Consider the following 18,014-nt stretch of genomic DNA (forward strand, 5'->3'; position numbering starts at 1 on the left):
GAGACCCACAATGACCACTCCCGCACACGCCGGTCGCATGCTGTTCGTGAACATCCCCGTGGCCGACATCGAGCGCAGCAAGGCGTTCTTCGCGCGGCTCGGGTTCAGCTACAACCCGATGTTCACCGGCGAGACCGCCGCCTGCATGCTGGTCGGCGAGCAAGCCTCCGTCATGCTGCTCAGCCACGAGACGTTCGCGCAGTTCGCGAAGCTGCCGATGGCCGATCCCACCACGCACACGCTGGCGCTCTACTGCTTCAGCGTGTCAGCCCGCGATGAGGTTGACACGGTCGCTGAGGCTGCGCTCGCCGCGGGCGGCTCCGAGGCGGATGGCCCCGAGGACCATGGCTTCATGTACTCACGCAGCTTCTTCGACCTCGACGGCCACGGCTGGCAGGTCATGTGGATGGATCCGTCGAGCACCTCGGACAGCTCGACTTCTGGCACGCCCGCGAGTACGTGATCCTGCTCGGACCGGTGGCTATCGCCGGTTGAGCGCGATCTGATGGACCGGCCTCTTCGCGGCCGGATCCGGCGCCAAACAGCAGGACGAGCAGGGTGATCACGCCCACGGCCGCATCGATGGCGCCGACCAGGTCTCCTCGAGAAGGGCACCAGCAGTGCGTACGTGAGGTGTAGTTGAAGACGCAGCCCACGACGCAGCGCATGAGCAGAAGCATCGAGGCCTGGGGGCCGACGTCCTCCAGCCCTGTTCCCAGGCCGGCACCCCCCGCCCCTCCGGGGACTGCACGCCCAGCACTCGAGGAGGCGTGGAGGGGAGCGTGGGTCCGCCATGTTCATGGGACCCGGGTCCGGTGGCTTTGCCGTGACAGCGCTCTTCAGCCGGAGGCCGTGGAGTAGCGCAGGGAGTTCGTGCCTGGTCCGCCCTGTGGACCGGACAAGCGGGTCCACAAGGTCATCCGTACACTCGGCTCCTGCTCCCGGCCGCCGGCCGGGAGCAGGACGACGTACGAAGGGACCCTTACACCGTGAGCTTCACGGACCGATCAGATGCCCCCATCTATGCCGAGCTCGTAGCGGAGCTCGGGGACGCCCCGGCCGAAGCACGTCGGACGGCCGAGCAGACACAGCGAGAGCTTGAGCGGACGATGGACTTCAACGGCATGCCCTCGTACGAGTTCAGCTGAGGCAGCAACCGGCTGCTTGCTGTCGATTTTGCTGGCCCGTTCCAGGCTCAGGAGACGCCCGAGCCCGCGGGCTGTGGTCACCGCCGCCGCATGGTCCGCATGACGATGCTGACGAGACCAGCGAGAGCGGTCAGGACGGCGGCGCCAACTTGCAGGGGCTCGGCCGTCGCTGAGTGGACGCTGGCGAGGTAGACGGCAGTCCCGGTAATTAGCAGCCCTGCCGTCAGACCAAGCAGCACAACCAGCATGCGCGGACCCGAAGTCGCCCACCGTCCACAGCCGGACTGCGCCGTTTTCGCTGGCAGTGGCGAGCGTCTTCCCGTCCGGGCTGAGTTCCGCGGAATCCCGTTCGACCGAGAAGCGGAACAACTGATCCGCCATTGGCTGTACGGGCGTCCCCAAGGCCGGACTAAGACGCTCCGCACATGGCCAGCGCGGTTCGGGCCAGCCCGCGCAGCCAGGCGTGGGCGTGGTCGGTGTCGTAGCGCTGATGCCACGACAGGTATATCGGTGCCGACGGCAGTTCGAGGGGGAGGGGGAGCACGACCAGGCCGAGGTCGGCGATTGCGGACCGTGTGGTGGCTTCGGGGACGCTGATCAGGAGATCGGAGCCGCGCGCGAACTCCAGCGCGGCCGCTTCCGTGGGCGCGGTCGCCACCACGCGGCGGGTGAGGCCGAGCCGCGCGAGGGCGTCGTCGAGGGCATTGCTGAGGTTTCCACGTCGCGAGACGGTGACGTGCTCAGCGGCGGCGTAACGCTCTGCGGTGACGGTCCTGACGCGGGTGAGGGGGTGCCCGTGCCTCACGACGATGACGAGGCGGGTCTCGCCCACGTTCTCGGCACGGATGTCCGGTGCGCTCGGGCGGTTGGCGTTCGCCTCCAGGTCGACCTCGCCGCGCCGCAACTCGGGGGTGTCGATGCTCGATTCCGCGACGAAGCGCAATCGCACGCCCGGCGCCTGTCCGCGCACGGCCGCGAGCAGTGCGGGGCCGCTCAAGGCGACCAGGGAATCGTGCCAGCGGAGTGTGAAAGTGCGCTCCAACGTTGCCAGATCGAGTTCGCGGCTCGGTGCCAGCACCCCCTGGACCTGGTGCAGCAGCTCGTGCACCTGTTCCCTGACGGCGATCGCATACGGCGTCGGGGTCATCGTGCGGCCTGTGCGCACCAGGATCTGATCCCCGGTCGTGCGCCGAATCCGGCCCAGACTCCGGCTCATCGCGGGGGCGGTGACATGCAGGCGCGCGGCTGCCCCGGCCACACTGCCCTCCTCCAGCAGCGCGTCGAGCGCGGCGAGCAGATTCAAATCCAATTGCATGCGAGTAATCCTAGCCGTGCTTGACATGCATTTGAAGTTAATGAAAGGGCTGCATGCCGTTGAGACGAAGGCGCGGGACGGACCGCACAGTCCGGCCCGAGCGACCTCACTTTCACCTCCGAACAGGTGATTATGCTCGGCGGCCAGCTCCGGTGATGAACCTGCCGATTTCGGTGAACTTCTCCCGGATGACGGCGACCTCCTATGCCTGGAGCTCGGCTGCAGGATTCGCCCGCAGGGCGGGCAGCCCCCGGCCCGGTCACGTAAGCGGTGACAAGGCGTACAGCTCTCGCCGCAACAGGCGCTGTCTGCAACCGCCTGCTCGATCTGCCAGTGGGACCGAAACTGCTGGCGTTCAACAACGCGTCGACCAGCCGGCCATCCCCTTACAGAGCCCGTACCGTTCGTCGTCGGCCCAATCGGTACCCAGGCGCCGCCAGCAGGCACCCGACGATCCGCCGGACACACTGCCTAGCCCCGCCCTGAACGGCGTTGTCCAGCATTGGACGAGATGGAGCGCCTGGCCTCGCTCGCCGGAACGTCATCGTGACGCCCGTCGATCCGGGATCTCCTCCAATCGCGGCCCGAGTCGAGGTGTCGAAGCGCACCGTGTACGACTACTTCGGCGAAAGGCGGCGGCCATTCCTGGCCATCCTCTCCGCCGCCTCCGATTCGATGCTTGCCACGAGCCGCCGGGCGCTGGACGAGCACCTCCCCACGGACGCGCAGATCACGAGAGTGCCGCAACTGGAGCAGGCGCTCACGGCGTTCGCGATCGACCTGGGCACGTCGATCGTCGGCTCCGCCGCCTTCGCCCTCGTCGCCCAGCAGCGCTTGCAGACGCCGACGACCACGGACAATCTCGCGACGGACGGGGCGTCGCAGGACCTGGCGGACCGCATCGCCCACTTCGCCGGCGCCGGACTCCTGGACACGGACAACCCACGCCTGGCCGCCGACCACTTCAGCGCCCTGACCGTCCTGCCGGCCTACGAACGGCAACCGATCCCCGCCACCGGGGAGAGGGCGTGAAGTAGCGGATCGACTTCCCCCGGGGCTGGTTCGCTGAGCTGGCCAACAAGCAGATACGACGAGGCGTCCGCCGATCCGTGCAAGCCCTGGCGGGTCGTTTCGGGGAATCGCGTTGCGTCGGGGGTTCGGCGCGCGGAGGCCGACGTCGGGGTGTGGAGTTCCCCGATGAACCGCCAGGTGACGCTGCCGGACCGTCAGGGCCGGACCGGGAGGTTGGCCTCCCATCCGTCGAGGAGCCGTTCGAGTCCCAATTCGAACCCGCGCTCGGCCCTGTCGGCCGCGTGGGGAAGCTCGGCATCACGAATGACCCGGGCGAGGAGTGGATGGCGCCCGCTCTTGACGACTTTGTCGAGGTAGGGCGCATGGGCGTCCATCCATTCCTGGATGCCGACTCCGGAGCGTCGGACGGCTTCCTGTTGGGCGAGCTCGCCGATGGCGTAACCGCGGACGAAGGCCTGCAGCGTGTCGACGACGGTGATCATGACGTCGATATCGAAGCCGAGGGGATCGAGGGCGGCTAGTGCGTGTTCGATGGTATCGAGGGAGTTCGGTCCAAGCGATGGGCGCCCTGCTGCGAGGGAGATCATCCAGGGATGCCGGTGGAAGGCGGCCCGGGAACGATGGGCCAGGCCTCGCAGGTCGCTGCGCCAGTCGCCGGTGGGGGCAGGCGGGCCGCCGTCTTCGGCCGCTACGGCGTCGAGCATGAGGTCGAGCAGGTCGTCTTTGGAGGCCAGGTAGCGGTAGAGCGAGGCTGTGCCCGTTCCCAGCTCCTTGGCGACGCGCCGCATGGACAGTGTCTCGATGCCCTCGGCGTCGGCGATCGCGATAGCAGCGCTGGTGATCTCCGCCCGCGTGCGTGACGGCGCGGGGCCTTTCGCGGCCCGCTCCGGCCGGTTCCAGATCACCGTGTGAGCGTCGTCCATCGGTTTTCCTCCTCGCTACTGCGCTCACTGTTCGCAGTAGTGCTATCGTGGCGCCGGTACTGCGAACACTGTATCGCAGTAGAGCGGTGTCCAAGCGAAAGGGAACCACCATGACCACTCCCGTCACGATCGTCGGCGCCGGGCTCGGCGGCCTGACCCTCGCACGGGTCCTGCACCTGCACGGCATCCCCGCGACTATCTACGAAGCCGAGATATCGGCGGACGCCCGCACGCAGGGCGGTCAGCTCGACATCCACGAGTACAACGGGCAGCTCGCCCTCGAAGCGGCCGGCCTCACCGACGAGTTCCGCGCGATCATCCACGACGGCGGCGAGGCCCTGCGCGTGCTCGACCAGCACGGCGCGGTACTGCTCGACCAGCCCGACGACGGCACAGGCGGTCGCCCCGAGGTGCTCCGCGGAGACCTGCGTCGGATCCTGATCAACTCGCTGCCCGACGAGATGATCCAGTGGGGACACAAGGTCACCAGTGTCCGCCCCCTCGGAGACGGTAGGCACGAGCTGACCTTCGCCGACGGGCCAACCGTGACGACCGGCCTCCTCGTCGGCGCGGACGGCGCCTGGTCGAGGATCCGGCCGCTACTCTCCGACGCCAAGCCCGAGTACGTCGGCACGTCGTTCATCGAGACCTACCTGTACGACGCCGACCAGCGCCACCCCGCAGCGGCCAAGGCCGCCGGCGACGGTTCCCTGTTCGCCGTCACACCCGGCAAGGGGATCCTTGGCCACCGCGAGGCCGACGCCGTTCTTCACACCTACGTCGCGCTCAACAAGCCGCAGGACTGGATCGCCGCCATCCTCGCCAGTCCCGAAACGGCGGCGGCCCAGGTCGCGGCAGAATTCACCGGATGGGCGCCTGAACTCACCGCACTCATCACTGACGGGGAAACCGCCCTCGCCCCGCGCCCGATCAGCGCCCTGCCGATCGGCCACCGCTGGGACCGCGTTCCCGGAGTGACGCTGCTTGGCGACGCCGCCCACCTCATGTCACCGTTCGCCGGGGAGGGCGCCAACCTCGCCATGTTCGACGGCGCCGAACTCGGCAAAGCCATCGCCGCACATCCCGACGACGTCGAAGCCGCCCTTGCGGAGTACGAGCAGGCCCTTTTTCCCCGCAGTGCCCAGTTCGCCGCCGAATCCGACAAGAATCACCAGCTGATCTTCGGCGACAACGCCCCCGCCAGCCTGCTCGACCTGCTCATCGGCCAGGAGTCGACTGAGTGAGCGAGATCGCCGGAGGGGAGAGGGAGTTAACGAGCTGCATGGGCGGGGCGACGCGCGTCGGTGACGTAGGCCGCCGGGCCGTGCTCACCAGGCCGGCGGACCGTTGCGACGAGTCGTCGCAACGCAGCGGTGGCGGGTGGACCCCAGGTGGCCTTGCCGCCAGCGCGCCCGTGGACGCCGGCCTCCCCAATGAGGATGCCGCTCAGAGCGCGCAGCACCGCCCAGCCGCGGGCGCGGCGCAAGGTCGCGGCGTCCGGGGTCGGCTGGTAGGCGCCACAAAAGCGGTCTGCGATCCCTGTCCATGACCTGGTGACCATCCTGAAAGACATCTCACGTGCCTAACAAGTCAAGCCGCGACGGCCAAGTCCGCTGCTGAGGAGGTGAAAGCATGCTGCTCGTCGAAGAGCTGTCCGGTCTGCAGGCAGTGGTAGAGCTGGCCGATCATGCGGTTGAAGAGGTTCCTCTGGGCCTGGGCATGCCAGTCGCCCCGCTCGCGCCGTCGACGGTAGTGCGCGTCGGCTCCGGGCGAGGCCCGCAGGGCGGAGAAGGCCCACAGGAAGCCCGCGTTGATCAGCCGGTCGTTCTTGATGAAGCGGCGCCCGACGAACCTCTTTTTCCCGGAGGCGCGGGTGATGGGAGCCGAACCCGCGTAGGCCTTCAGGCCACGGGCATTGGCGAAGCGGCTGCGGTCGTCTCCGATCTCGGCGAGCACCCGGGCGGCAAGCTGCACTCCCAGGCCGGGGAAACTGAGCAGGATCTCAGCGTCCGGGTGCCGGCGAAAATGCTCCTCCACCGCCGCCGCGAGGTCGGCGGCTGCCAGACACGCCGCATCCAACTGACGTATCAGTGCCAGAAGTTGATGCCCCATCGCGTCCTCGACGGCCTGCGGCTGGTGGGCGTAATCACCGCGGAGGACCGTCCGCAGACGATCGGCCTCGACGTCGATGCCACGGGTGCGGCCGGCGCGTTTGAGCGCGGCCCGCAACTGGGCCGGGGTCAGCCTGGCGGCCGTGGCCGGAGTCGGCGCCGCGGCCAGCACCGCACGGGCCTCGGGACGGGCCAGGCCGAACTGCTTTCCCAGGAAGGCGTCCAGGGCGGCGGGGAAGTACTCACGCAGCAGCGAGCGGACCTGGTTGACCAGCTGCTGACGCGCCCAGACCGCGTCCTGCTGGGCGCGGGCGAGCACGGCGACGGCACGGGCAAGATCGCTGTCGGTGGGCAGGCAGCGGTGCGCGTGCAGGTCCGTGCGCAGGATGTTCGCCAGCACCAGCGCGTCGCCGGGGTCGGACTTCTTGCGGGAGACGCTGTGCCGGTCGCGGTAGCGGGCCGCCGCCAGGGGGTTGACGGCGTAGACCGGCCGCGTTCCGGTGTTCAGGACGGCGACGAGCAGGCCGCGTCCGGTCTCGATGGCCACCGGTATCGGCTCATCGGCGGTATCGCCGTGCTCGGCGAGCAGGTCCAGCAGCAGCCGGTAGCCGGCCGCGTCGTCGGTGATCCGCCGCTTGGCCAGCAGGTGTCCGGTCTCGTCGACCAGAGCCACGTCATGGTGGTTCTCGGCCCAGTCGATCCCGCAGAACACGGTCATACAGTTCTCCGTTCTGTTGCTGTTCGCGCAGGTGGTGAACCTGTGCGGGCCACGCGGCGACCTAATTCCAGGACTCTTCGGTCCGCCATCTCACTAGCCGTTCGCGGCACCAGCGCACCGCAGGGGCCTCCGTCTTGTGCAGAGCTCGGCGGCTCGGGACGAAGCGAAGAGGTCGCCCTGCGACGGGCTCACACCGCAACGATCTACGTGCGAGAGGCCGGGCTGGGTTCCGCAGTGGCCCGAAGACGCCGGGCGCCACCGTTCTTTCATAAGGCCTCGACGGGCCGGGAACTGACAGGAGTCAGCCCGGCGCCCACGCGGCCACTACGAACCCAAGCGACTTCAACAGTCCAGCGACTCGTTCATGAGCCGATCTGGAACCGCCTACTCACGAATTAGGAACAACCGTTGACCGTCGACGAACGGTCCAACGCCGCGCTACTGGCCGAGGACGAGTTTCCTGACCACCAGCAGGTGGTGCAACGGTTCGGCGACCTCGCACCGGGCGGCACGACAAGCACGATGGCATTGTCGCGTCTGTTCGAGCATCCCCGGGTTGGTCTGCGCTTCTCACGCTTCGACAAGCTCACGGCTGACGGCGGGTTCAAGCCGTACCAGATCCCCTTTGTCGGCCAGCGTGTCGAACGGCAGACGGCCTTCGGCAAGGTCGGCGCGACCGTCCGGATCGGCACCGGTATCCGCGCGATCGGACGATCCTCGTACACCTACGGTCAAGGCATGTTCGTCGACGGGCACCTCGTCGCCACGGCTGAGGCCACCATCGTCCTCGCCGACAAGTCTGGGCCGATCCCTTGCCGGACGAACTGCTCGCCGACCTTGAGTAACTGCAACTGCCGCAAACCAGTGCAGCAGTCGCGTCGAAACCCGGCCCGCGTCGCCGCGAGCGGCAGTACTACCTGGCCGCTGCCACCGTCCACAGCCGCGTGGGGGACGTCGACCGCAACCAGCACGTCAACTACATCGCCCAACTGGGCTGGTACGACGAGGCGATCGCGTCTTATGCACACCGTCTGCTGGGAGACGACGCTGCCAGGAAGCTCCCCCGATACCTCTCTTGGCGCTACCGCGTGACCTACCTCGGCGAAGTCCTTCACCCTCGCTCCTACGACATCGGGATCGCCGTCAGCGGACACGACGAGCACACCGTGCACTACGAACTGGGACTGTTCGACGGCGGACAGTGCCTGGGGACCGCGGACGCCGCCGCACCACGCGGCAAGCTTTCCGCCACCGCACTCGCCTGGTCCCGCCAACGGATCAGCTCATGAATTCGCCGTAGCTGATGACCGCTACGCGCTCAGGTTCCAGAACACCAGTCGATCAAGCCGCAGGCAAGAGAGATCGTCGCTGGCCAGCCGATCAGAAACGTCCTGTCATACCGCTGAGCAGGCGACCGCCGAACGCACTCTCGTGCCGCGAACCGGTCGTTCGCCCGAAACGGCCTGGCCGCCGGGTCCGGTGGCCAGGCCGCAGGTTCGGACGAAGTGGAGCGTCCAGGTCTAGTGATCGCGGTCGGATCGACGAGTTTGACCTCCAGGCCGGCGACGCGGCGGTCTTGGAAGCGCAGGTTGGAGCGAGCGGCCTTCAGGCGTTCCTCCAAGGTGCGGTTGTCGGTGGTGAGCTGACGAACGCGCTGCTTGAGGGTGGTGTTCTCCGCGGTGATCCGCTGGATCGCGAACACGTTACCGGGGCGCCATCGCGAAGGCCATGGACGACCTGATGGACTCCAGCGCCGGCTCTCATTTGGCCGGACTGGCGGCCCCGAGCGGTGAACTCGTGCGTGACTTCGTCGATCTCCAGGAACAGCGTTGGTCGACTGGTTCCGGAGGCAGTTGGTGATCAGCAGAGGTGCGGATGTCGATGCCAAATGACGGCATCGTCGTGTACCAGATCGAGTTCACGGCTCGGTGCCAGCACCCCCTGGACCTGGTGCAGCAGCTCGTGCACCTGTTCCCTGACGGCGATCGCATACGGCGCCGGGGTCATCGTGCGGCCGGTGCGCACCAGGATCTGGTCCTCGGTCGTGCGCCGAATGCGGCCCAGACTCCGGCTCATCGCGGGGGCGGTGACGTGCAGGCGCGCGGCCGCCCCGGCCACACTGCCCTCCTCCAGCAGCGCGTCGAGCGCGGCCAGCAGATTCGATCCAATTGCATACGGGTAATCCTAGCCGTGCCTGACATGCATTTGAAGTTAATGACGGGGCTGCATACCGTTGAGGCGAAAGCGCAAGAAGTAACGCGCAGTTCGGCCCTCGACCGGCCTCACCATCCCCTTCCTCAGACGGGAGTACCACCGTGTCCGAAACGCTTCAGACCACCGCAGTCGCCGCCTCCGACGCAGACCTGCTCGCCCAGACCGAGAACGCCGTGCGTGAGGCGGGTTCGGCGCTGCGCGAGCGCTTCGGCGAGGTGGTCCGGTACCAGACCCGCGACGAGCTGATGCGCGCCCTCGCCGCCAACGACGACACGGCCCTCGACATCCTGCGCCCCCGCCTCACGCGCCTGCGCCCGGACGCCGGCTGGGTGGAGGACGAGCTGGACGGCGGGGCGCTGCCGCCCGGCGAATGGTGGGTCGTGGACCCGGCCGAAGGCAACGTCAACCACCTGCACGCCCTGCCGGAATGGGCGGTAACCGCCACCCTCGTGCGCGAGAACCAGCCGGTGCTCACCGTGGTCCACCTGCCGTTGACCGGCGAGACCTACACCGCGCTCACCGGTGCGGGCGCCCACCTAGACGGCCGGCCGCTGCACGTCTCCCAGACCGCGGACCTCGGCCTGAGCATCGTGGCCACCAGCCAGGCCCGGCCGGACGAGGACGAGAAGGTCGTGCGGCGCGTCGGCTCCTCGATCACCGCGATGCTCTTCGACGCGCTCGTCGTCCGCACCGCCGTGCCCGCGACCCTGCACCTGCTGAACGTGGCCGCCGGCCGGATCGACGCCTTCTGGCAGTTCGCCGGCGCCCGCGCGGACCTACTCCCCGGGGCGCTCCTCGTCACCGAGGCCGGCGGACAGATCTCCGACGCCGAGGGCCGCCCCTGGACCCCGCAGAGCGAGAGCTTCCTGGCCGCCGCGCCCGGTATCCACGCCGAAGCCGTCGCCACCCTCTCCCGCTGACCGCGCACCACAACCGCACCCACGGAAGGACCACATCATGATGACCACGATCGCAGTTCTCGGAAACGGCCGCGTCGGCGGCAACCTGGCCACAGCCCTCACCCGGGCAGGGCATGAGGTGACCGTGGCGGACCGCGCGCCGGGCGCCGCCGCCGACGCCGCCCGGACAGCCCAGATCGTCATCAACGCCACCCCGGGCAACGGCTCCGTGGAACGTCTCGCCGCCCTGCGCGAAGAACTCCGGGACAAGATCCTCGTCGACGTCTCCAATGCCACCACCGACGGACCGGACGGACTGCCCGCCGACCTGATCTACCCCGGCTCAAGCCTCGCCGAGCAACTCCAGGACGCCCTCCCCGAAACCCGCGTCGTCAAGACACTCAACACCATGCTCTTCCCGGTGATGACCGCGCCAGCCACGCTCACCCAGGCGCCAACCGCGTTCCTCTCCGGCGAGGACCCCCAGGCCAAGCAGACCGTCCGCGAACTGCTCATCAACCTCGGCTGGCAAAAGGACTGGATCACCGACCTCGGCGGGATCCAGACCGCCCGCGCCACAGAGGCCGCGATCCTCTTCGTCCCGCACGTCATCCGGTCCACCGGATTCACACCCTTCGCGATCTCAATCGCCCGCTGATCCGCACACACTGCACCGCCCCCGGCGGGCCCACATCCAGAACGGATACGGCAGCGCAGGCAGGGCCAGCGATTCAGCGCCGGACGGCGACCCGTCGCCACCCTTCCCGGGGCCGTCGGCCTCGCACCGAGTACCCGCGGCGGCCGCCGGCACCGGCCTCACACTCGCCGATCCAGGTGCGCGTGCGTGTGCATGGCGCTGGCGCCGGAACGGCTGCCGTCGGTCGCGTGGTGACCTGGCATCGATGGTCAGGCTGTCTGGCCGCAGCGGTCGGCGCCGGGCCGTCGCCGCGCAGCGGGCCCTCCTCCTGGAGCTGGCGCACGATCTCGGCGATGTCCGGGGCGTTGTGGAAGATCACCCGCGGTGACCCGCCGGCGTAGTGGGGCAGCCGAGAGGTAGCGCCGCAGCTGGACGTTACGGATCACACGGCCGACCTCACGGAAGGCGGTGTAGGTGGCGTTCTTGCGTGAGCCCGCGCGCAGACGACGCAGCAGCAGCGTGGAGGAATATGGCGCCCCGGCGTACGGAGGTCGAAGTCGATGACGTTGCGGGCCGGCTCGTCGAACAGGGCATCGATGTGCACATACTCCGTCTGCTTCGTGGGCCGGTAGAAGGTCAGTTCCTCCCAGTTCCGGATCCTGGGCATCAGGTCGAAGCCCAGCAGGTGGGCGAGCGCAAAGGCAGGGAAGCCCTGGCCCCGAGTACGCGTGCACCGTGGTCGGCTTCACCTCGGAGGTGTTCTTCAGCACGGGGCGAGACCCCCAGGGCGGAGGCGGCGGCGAAGCCGGCCGCGCCGATGAGGAAGGCCGGTTTGCGGCCGAAGAAATCGGCCAGGCGCCCGCCCAGCAGAAGCAGAGCGGCGAACGCCAGTGCGTACGCGGTGACGATCCACTGCCGGGAGCCGTCCGAGAAGCCGGGGTCGGCCTGCGCGGAGGGCAGTGGATCGCGAACGTCGCCGACTCCGTCCCGGCGCGGATCGTGGACGTGAGCAGTGGTCCCGGCACCGGCAGTCTCGCGCTCGCCGACCTCTCGAATACGGACACTCCACCAGTGCATCCGCAACACCGCTGAAGCGGTCATCGGTGCGGTCACGGGCAGCGTCATCCTGCCGGGGACCGTTCTGCTGGGCCGCCACACCACCGACGGGCACTTCCTGCTGGTCGCCCGGAGCACACCGCTGGCGCCGCGGTTTCGTGCGGAGCTCGGCGGCGGCTTGCTCGCACCCGCAGGCGCCGAACGCCCCTGGCACGACGTGCACTTCACGTCGCACTGGGCAGCCGCTGAACCGCTCGCCTTCACCCCCGTCGCGCCCCAGTCGCCGAATTCGCGGCGGCACCGCTGTCGATCGCGGCCGCTGGCGCCACCCCGTCAATCTCCACCGGGTTCGGGCGGAGTTGCATCCAATGCAAGTTCCGAAGTTCGGGGAATAGGGCGAATCGCCTGATGAAGCTACCGCTCCTGGGCGACGGTAGCCACGCTGATCTGGCTCTTTCGTGAAACAGTCCACGCGATGCCACGATGTTGTATTAGATGCAACCCAATGGAGAGGCGAGTCGACTTACCTGGTGCAGCGCATCTGCTGCTGGTCGAGAACGTGATGCCGCTCGATCCGGAACCGCGGGTGTTCGAGGCGATGCTGGAAGGCTGGGCCCGGCAGCAGCGGGTGCGGTTCCTCAAGGACGAGACGATCAAACGGCGTCTTGCGCTGGTCGAAAGGCTGTCGCGATTTTCGGGCCAATACCCGTGGCAGTGGGGCGCTGTTGAAGTCGAAGCGTTCATCGACCATCTGCGGTCGGGAAGCCGCCCCATCAAGGTGTCGACCGCCCGCGGTCACCTCGGCCACCTGCAGATGTTTCTGGAGTTCGTGACCGATCCCCGCTACGGGTGGCCGGCGACGTGCGAGGAGCGGTTCGGCGAGGTGCCGCAGCAGGTGCTCGGCGAGTGGAACACCATCGTTCACTCCAGTGAGTACGAAGGCAGCCCCGAGCGGCGGCCGCTCACCTACGACGAGGTGCAGGCGCTTTTCGACGCGGCTGACGGGCTGGTTGAGCTGATTCGTTCTCGCCGGAGAAAAGGAGCCTTGGCGGCTCTGCGGGACGCCGCGCTGGTGAAGATGATTTACGCGTTCGGGTTGCGTCGGCGCGAGGCGTGGGGCCTGGACCTGGCGGATCTGCGGCGGAATCCGAAGATGCCGTCGCTCGGCGGGCTCGGCGGGCTCGGCGTGGCGCACGTGCGGTGGGGAAAGTCGTCTCGCGGCGGGCCGCCGAAGCGGCGAACGGTGCTGCTGGTCCCGGAGATGGACTGGGTGCTGCCGGTCCTGGAGCAGTGGGTGACTGAGGTGCGGCCGCTGTTCTCGCCGGGTGCTCACCCGGCGTGGTGGGTCACTGAGCGGCGAGGCCGGATGTCGTGTCGCCGCATAGACGAGGTCTTCGCTCAAGTCCGTGAAGCAGCTGGCCTGGACGAGGAGTTGGACCTGCACTGTCTGCGGCACTCCTACATCACCCATCTGATTGAGTTCGGGTATCCGGAGCGGTTCGTGCAGGACCAGGTCGGTCACCGGTACGCGTCGACGACGGCGCTGTATACGGGGGTGTCGTTGGAGTACCGCAACGGCCTGCTGACACGTTCCATGCGTGATCGATTTCCTGAGCTGTGGGAGCCAGTCTCGTGATCAAGAAGATGGGCATTGTGTGGCACCTGCGGCTGAAGATGGCCGAGCAAGGGTTGTTCCAGACATCGGATCTGGTGCCCCTCCTGGCTGAGCGCGGCATCCACCTGTCCCGTGAGCAGGTCTATCGGCTGGTGACCAATCCGCCTCAGCGGCTGTCGATGGACACTCTGGCCGCGCTGTGCGACATCCTCGGTTGTACTCCCAACGACCTCATTGAGGTGCAGGTCGCGAACACGCAGGTCCGCAAAACGGCGGAGGGCGGTCCCCCTGCGCCGCCGCCGGTGCGTCGCAGCACCATCAGGCGTCCTGATTCGTCGTCATGAACCCCCCACAGCCACCGGGCGTGGTTCGCGCTTGCGTCGTTACGCGCCTGTGCGCCGTTCTGCCGGATCTCGATGCGGAGGCGGCCGAGCAGGCGCTGGTCGCCGTCAACGCGCACCGCCATGTCGGTCTGCACCGGCTGGAGGAACATCTGCGGGACCACCCAACCGCCTTGACCTCCGGCGACCCGGATGTGCCGCCCTCCCTGCACCGGCTCGTGCGTCACCTGCACGCGGCCGGGCACCCGGTGACGGTCCCGGCGTGCGCGCGGTGCGGCAAGCAGCGTCCGCTGCCGGAACGGCGCCCCGAGGGGCGGGTCTGCTGGCCCTGCGCCTCTGCGGGCCGGGCCCGGGTCTGCGTCCGTTGCAGCCGAACAGGTGTCGTAGCGGCGGTGGACGTGGACGGTCCGGTGTGCCGTACCTGCCACGCAGCAGATCCTGCACGGCATGAGCCGTGCAGCGTGTGCGATCGGGCTGCGCGCGTTCACCGCCGGCTGGCGGACGGGAGACCGGTGTGCAGCACCTGCGGCGGCCAGCGCCCGCCGGAGCCTTGCAGCGCCTGCGGCCGCACTGCCCAGGTCGTTCGTCGGCTTTCAAGCGGACCCGTGTGTGACAGCTGCTATCGCGAGCAGCGGATCCCGCGCACATGCGGACTGTGTGGACGCACCGCAGTCATCCACATCAGGGCCCGTGCCGGTTCGCCGGACTTGTGTCGGGCGTGCGCGAAGGGTCCGATGGCCGTCTGCGTGGACTGCGGACGGCTGCGTCCGTGCACCGGCATTCGCGCGCAAACCCCTCGATGCAGCACCTGCAAGTCCGCACCTCTGGAGACCTGCGCGCGGTGTGTGCAGCAGCAGCGGTGTCGGGCCCGTTGGCCGCTCGGCAAGGTGTGCGCCTCCTGCTACGGCTATGTCCGCTCGCACCCGCGGCCCTGCGCCACCTGCGGCCGCACCCGGCCTCTGATCGGCCCAGGCCCGGACGGCCGCGGCACGTGCGGGGAGTGCTCCGGCGCGGCCAACGCCTACCTGTGCGTCAGTTGCGGATCCGGCCGGGAAACCGATCGCAGCCCGCGATGCGCCCGCTGCATCCTGCGCGAGCGTCTCGCCGACGAGTTCACGGACAGCGCCAGCCAGGTGCCAGCCGAGCTGCGGCCGCTGACCGATGCGCTCCTGCGCGTCCCGAAGGCTCGATCGATCCTGGTGTGGCTGGACAAGCCCAGCGGCGCTGCCGCCTGCCTGCGTCAGCTCGTCGCCGCGGGCATCCCCCTCAGCCACGAGGCCCTCGACGCAGCCGGCCCCGGCCAGGGCCCGGCGAGTCTACGGGCCACCCTCATCCACCTGGGGATTCTCCCGCCCCGCAACGAGGCCCTTGCCGCGCTGAAGCCCTGGCTGGAGCGCATTCTCGCCGAGCTACCCTCGCAGCACCGGCACACGCTGCGCGCATACGCCGAATGGTCGGTCCTGCGGCAGGCCCGACGCCGAGCGGCCCGAACCCGCTTCACGTCCGCCGGCGCAGCGCGGGTACGCCACACCATCCGCTGCGCCGCCTACCTTCTCACCTGGCTCAGTAACCAGGACCTATCGCTGGCCGACCTCACCCAGACCGACGTCGACCGGTGGCTGTCCGAGCATTCAGGACGCCGGCAAGTAGGGAACTTCCTGCGCTGGGCCCATCACCGCAACCTAACCGGCGAACACGAGGTCCCCGACCGACCCAGAGATGATCCACACCGCTGGTGGGACCAAGCCAATCACTGGGCGCACCTGCAACGTTGTTTACGGGACGAGGCGCTGCCGCTCGACGTCCGAGCAGCCGGCTCCGTGATGCTGCTGTACGGAATACCGATCACCCGCATCACGGAACTCACTGCCACAGAGCTGACCGACGGCAACGAGCCGTCTCTCATCCTCGGCAAGGATCCCGTCCTGCTTCCGCCAGCCGTCCACCGCATCCTGCGTCGGCAAGCAGACCAGGCCCAGCCTGACTCGGCCATCGGCCGCACCACTCGCCGCACTGCCTGGATCTTCCCTGGCTACGCCGCAGGTACCCGTCGTTCAGCCGCCACCCTCGCCCGCAAGCTCCGCCGTCACGGACTGCCCGCCCATCCTGCCCGGAACACCGCGCTCCTTACGCTGGCCTCAGACTTGCCGGCCTCGGTTCTCAGTGAGGCCCTGGGCATCAGCATCACTTCCGCCCTCGGGTGGACCCGCCGGGCCGCCCGCGACTGGAACGCCTACCTCACGTCGCGCCCCACGCACGCGCCTCGCGAACGCGAGCAGGACGGAGGAATACCGCACACCGTTACGTGACGGGTACCAGCAGTTCGAGACGACCTCACGCCCGCCGAGGTCCCCTGTTCGGCCATGCCCGTCTACAGCGCGTGTTCAGCTATGCAGCGCGGCCTGTGGGGCGGGGGCGAGCGCCGGAAAGCCCCTGCATCACCCGTCTCAAGAAGCACCGTAAATGCCAGACCTCTCGGCTGGCCGGGCAGTAGAGTCCGCACGTGCGTTGATCTTCCGCGTGGCGGCCAAGCGTCGCCGCAGATGGTGCGGGCGACCCCGATGCGATCGGGGCCGTCCGGCTGGCATATCCATTGTCACCACACCGGAGATCACGCATGACCGTTCAGCAGCCCATTGCCTACGACGCGTTCGTCGAACTCGCCGCCGCTGATTCAGCTGTCGTCGGCCTTGTCCTCAAGGGTTCCCGGGCCCACGAGGGCATGACCACCGAGCACTCCGACTACGACCTGTACGTCGTCCTCGCCAATGGCGCGACGACGACCCTCACCCGGTTTGCGGAACACCGCACCCCAGAGCTCGACCTCGTTATCCTCCCCCTCGACGAGTTCCGCGCCGCAGGGATGCCCGGCTTCGAGCGATACGCCCTCGCCCGCGCACAAATCGTGCTTGACCGGCTCGACGGAGGCATCGCCCAGACCCTGGCCAGCAAAGCACGGCTCGACGCCGATGAAGCCTTCCGCAAGGCAGGCGAGTGGCTCGATGCCTACGCCAACTCCCTCTACCGCTCGGTCAAGAACCACCGCGACGGACATGAGCTGGCGGCCCGGCTCGACGCGGCCGACAGCATGGGGTTTCTGCTGGAGTTGCTCTTCACTCTCGACTGTCGCCCTCGCCCCTACAACAAGTACCTGGAATGGGAGCTTGCCCGGTTCCCGCTACCGGGCTGGAACACCGGCACTCTGCTCAACGCTGCGGACCGAATCTCAGGATCGGGCGACGCATCCACACAGCGTGGCCTCTTCGCCCACGTTGAGGCAGTAGCCCGCCGGGCCGGGCGCCCGGCCGCGGCTTGGCGCGGTGTTGGATGCCTGGGGTGAGGACTTGGACCTGATGCGACCGCAGTAAGAACGCACCGCGGGAGCTACTGCATCGCCACTTTTGCCGTCGGCGGCTTCACAACAGGCCCTAGCTTAAGATTCAACCTTCAGCTGGCTCGTTGTTCCAGCGGAACCACGCCCGGTCCTGGTGTACGTGCAGGAGGAACTCGTCAACGGGCCCAGACGGTGACAGCAGCGTTAGGGCGTCCTCGATACGGTCGTACGCGTCGTCAAACCGCTCGAACTCCTCCGCTTCCACGATCGCGTGTACCTCGTCGAACCACGGCTTGACCTGTTTGAAGGCAGGCTCGGGGACGAACCGGCCTCGCAACCAGGGGAAGTCGGCTTCATCCACGGTGATCGTGCCGAGAAGATCGTCCTTGCGCATCAGCCGCCACACGATGTCGTCGTCGGTCATCCTGATCGCATGGTTCCCATCGTCGGTTCGCGGTCCCCGTAGCCTCCCCTGGCCCAGGCGTCCGGCAAGAGGTTATGGAACACCGGCGAGACAAGCCTTCGGCGGGGTGGTGTTCCCGAACCGAGCTGAGCCCGTCGCGAGGGGGTCAGGTTAGACGCTGACCGGCAGAACACGGGACGAAGTCGACAGCCGAGGTTAAAGATCAAGCTAGCTGGGACTGACGGCCAGGCCCTGTCCTCCCCCGAGG

The 18,014-nt window shown here is 68.2% G+C and carries 18 protein-coding genes and 4 pseudogenes; 12 read left to right on the forward strand and 10 right to left on the reverse strand.

What is annotated here, in order from left to right:
- Positions 1 to 10: 10 nt before the first annotated feature.
- Together OHA61_RS38910 and OHA61_RS38915 are read left to right on the forward strand one after the other, a co-directional pair.
- Complete coding sequence (locus OHA61_RS38910) at positions 11 to 463, forward strand: VOC family protein (RefSeq protein WP_406307102.1); 453 nt, start codon at positions 11 to 13, stop codon at positions 461 to 463.
- Between the two features lie 526 nt (positions 464 to 989).
- Complete coding sequence (locus OHA61_RS38915) at positions 990 to 1,148, forward strand: hypothetical protein (RefSeq protein WP_406307103.1); 159 nt, start codon at positions 990 to 992, stop codon at positions 1,146 to 1,148.
- 409 nt (positions 1,149 to 1,557) lie between these two features.
- Here the strand turns inward: OHA61_RS38915 and OHA61_RS38920 are convergent, their stop codons facing one another.
- Positions 1,558 to 2,463 carry a LysR family transcriptional regulator gene (locus OHA61_RS38920; RefSeq protein ID WP_406307104.1) on the reverse strand — a complete coding sequence of 302 codons (906 nt, stop codon included), beginning with the start codon at positions 2,461 to 2,463 and terminating at the stop codon, positions 1,558 to 1,560.
- A gap of 594 nt (positions 2,464 to 3,057) precedes the next feature.
- On the opposite strand from OHA61_RS38920, the gene OHA61_RS38925 reads away from it, so the two are divergent.
- Positions 3,058 to 3,495, forward strand: a complete 438-nt coding sequence (locus tag OHA61_RS38925; protein WP_406307105.1) for a hypothetical protein — start codon at positions 3,058 to 3,060, stop codon at positions 3,493 to 3,495.
- A gap of 194 nt (positions 3,496 to 3,689) precedes the next feature.
- Here the strand turns inward: OHA61_RS38925 and OHA61_RS38930 are convergent, their stop codons facing one another.
- Positions 3,690 to 4,418 carry a TetR/AcrR family transcriptional regulator gene (locus OHA61_RS38930; RefSeq protein ID WP_406307106.1) on the reverse strand — a complete coding sequence of 243 codons (729 nt, stop codon included), beginning with the start codon at positions 4,416 to 4,418 and terminating at the stop codon, positions 3,690 to 3,692.
- Positions 4,419 to 4,528: 110 nt separating this feature from the next.
- On the opposite strand from OHA61_RS38930, the gene OHA61_RS38935 reads away from it, so the two are divergent.
- Positions 4,529 to 5,662 carry an FAD-dependent oxidoreductase gene (locus OHA61_RS38935; protein ID WP_406307107.1) on the forward strand — a complete coding sequence of 378 codons (1,134 nt, stop codon included), beginning with the start codon at positions 4,529 to 4,531 and terminating at the stop codon, positions 5,660 to 5,662.
- A 92-nt stretch (positions 5,663 to 5,754) separates the two neighbouring features.
- Here OHA61_RS38935 and OHA61_RS38940 read toward each other — a convergent pair.
- A pseudogene (locus tag OHA61_RS38940) lies at positions 5,755 to 5,958 on the reverse strand (aminoglycoside phosphotransferase); the annotation flags it as partial.
- Positions 5,959 to 6,008: 50 nt separating this feature from the next.
- A complete protein-coding gene (locus OHA61_RS38945) occupies positions 6,009 to 7,247 on the reverse strand; it encodes an IS110 family transposase (RefSeq protein WP_406301243.1) in 1,239 nt (412 codons plus the stop codon).
- 408 nt (positions 7,248 to 7,655) lie between these two features.
- On the opposite strand from OHA61_RS38945, the gene OHA61_RS38950 reads away from it, so the two are divergent.
- A complete protein-coding gene (locus tag OHA61_RS38950; RefSeq protein WP_406307108.1) occupies positions 7,656 to 8,339 on the forward strand; it encodes a hypothetical protein in 684 nt (227 codons plus the stop codon).
- Positions 8,336 to 8,536, forward strand: coding sequence for a hypothetical protein (locus OHA61_RS38955; protein ID WP_406307109.1), 201 nt, complete (start codon positions 8,336 to 8,338; stop codon positions 8,534 to 8,536). Before OHA61_RS38950 ends, OHA61_RS38955 begins: the two co-directional genes overlap by 4 nt.
- Positions 8,537 to 8,565: 29 nt before the next feature.
- Here the strand turns inward: OHA61_RS38955 and OHA61_RS38960 are convergent, their stop codons facing one another.
- On the reverse strand, positions 8,566 to 8,949 hold the full coding sequence (locus OHA61_RS38960) for a hypothetical protein (protein WP_406307110.1): 384 nt from the start codon (positions 8,947 to 8,949) through the stop codon (positions 8,566 to 8,568).
- A gap of 206 nt (positions 8,950 to 9,155) precedes the next feature.
- Positions 9,156 to 9,421: pseudogene (locus OHA61_RS38965) on the reverse strand (LysR family transcriptional regulator); the annotation flags it as partial.
- Between the two features lie 141 nt (positions 9,422 to 9,562).
- Between OHA61_RS38965 and OHA61_RS38970 the strand changes: the two are divergent.
- Positions 9,563 to 10,381: a 3'(2'),5'-bisphosphate nucleotidase CysQ gene (locus OHA61_RS38970; RefSeq protein ID WP_406307111.1), complete on the forward strand. Its 819-nt coding sequence runs from the start codon at positions 9,563 to 9,565 to the stop codon at positions 10,379 to 10,381.
- A gap of 40 nt (positions 10,382 to 10,421) precedes the next feature.
- Positions 10,422 to 11,018, forward strand: a complete 597-nt coding sequence (locus OHA61_RS38975) for an NADPH-dependent F420 reductase (protein WP_406307616.1) — start codon at positions 10,422 to 10,424, stop codon at positions 11,016 to 11,018.
- Between the two features lie 248 nt (positions 11,019 to 11,266).
- Here OHA61_RS38975 and OHA61_RS38980 read toward each other — a convergent pair whose 3' ends face one another.
- From OHA61_RS38980 to OHA61_RS38990, 3 genes and pseudogenes are all read right to left on the reverse strand, one after another.
- On the reverse strand, positions 11,267 to 11,515 hold the full coding sequence (locus OHA61_RS38980) for a Tn3 family transposase (RefSeq protein WP_406307617.1): 249 nt from the start codon (positions 11,513 to 11,515) through the stop codon (positions 11,267 to 11,269).
- Positions 11,440 to 11,682 (reverse strand): Tn3 family transposase, encoded by a 243-nt coding sequence (locus OHA61_RS38985; RefSeq protein WP_406307618.1) that lies wholly within the window; start codon positions 11,680 to 11,682, stop codon positions 11,440 to 11,442. The genes OHA61_RS38980 and OHA61_RS38985 overlap by 76 nt, the downstream gene beginning before the upstream one ends.
- A 95-nt stretch (positions 11,683 to 11,777) precedes the next feature.
- Positions 11,778 to 11,957: pseudogene (locus OHA61_RS38990) on the reverse strand (MFS transporter); the annotation flags it as partial.
- Positions 11,958 to 12,558: 601 nt separating this feature from the next.
- Here OHA61_RS38990 and OHA61_RS38995 point away from each other — a divergent pair.
- From OHA61_RS38995 to OHA61_RS39010, 4 genes and pseudogenes are all read left to right on the forward strand, one after another.
- On the forward strand, positions 12,559 to 13,689 hold the full coding sequence (locus tag OHA61_RS38995) for a tyrosine-type recombinase/integrase (protein WP_406307112.1): 1,131 nt from the start codon (positions 12,559 to 12,561) through the stop codon (positions 13,687 to 13,689).
- Positions 13,686 to 14,012: a helix-turn-helix domain-containing protein gene (locus OHA61_RS39000; protein WP_406307113.1), complete on the forward strand. Its 327-nt coding sequence runs from the start codon at positions 13,686 to 13,688 to the stop codon at positions 14,010 to 14,012. Before OHA61_RS38995 ends, OHA61_RS39000 begins: the two co-directional genes overlap by 4 nt.
- A gap of 842 nt (positions 14,013 to 14,854) precedes the next feature.
- Positions 14,855 to 16,318 (forward strand): hypothetical protein, encoded by a 1,464-nt coding sequence (locus OHA61_RS39005; RefSeq protein WP_406307114.1) that lies wholly within the window; start codon positions 14,855 to 14,857, stop codon positions 16,316 to 16,318.
- A 308-nt stretch (positions 16,319 to 16,626) separates the two neighbouring features.
- A pseudogene (locus OHA61_RS39010) lies at positions 16,627 to 17,377 on the forward strand (hypothetical protein).
- A 72-nt stretch (positions 17,378 to 17,449) separates the two neighbouring features.
- Here OHA61_RS39010 and OHA61_RS39015 read toward each other — a convergent pair.
- Entirely contained in the window at positions 17,450 to 17,767 is a 318-nt protein-coding gene (locus OHA61_RS39015; protein WP_406307115.1) for a hypothetical protein, read from the reverse strand.
- Between the last annotated feature and the right edge of the window lie 247 nt (positions 17,768 to 18,014).

This window comes from Streptomyces sp. NBC_00885, from assembly GCF_045207475.1.
Lineage (GTDB): Bacteria > Actinomycetota > Actinomycetes > Streptomycetales > Streptomycetaceae > Streptomyces.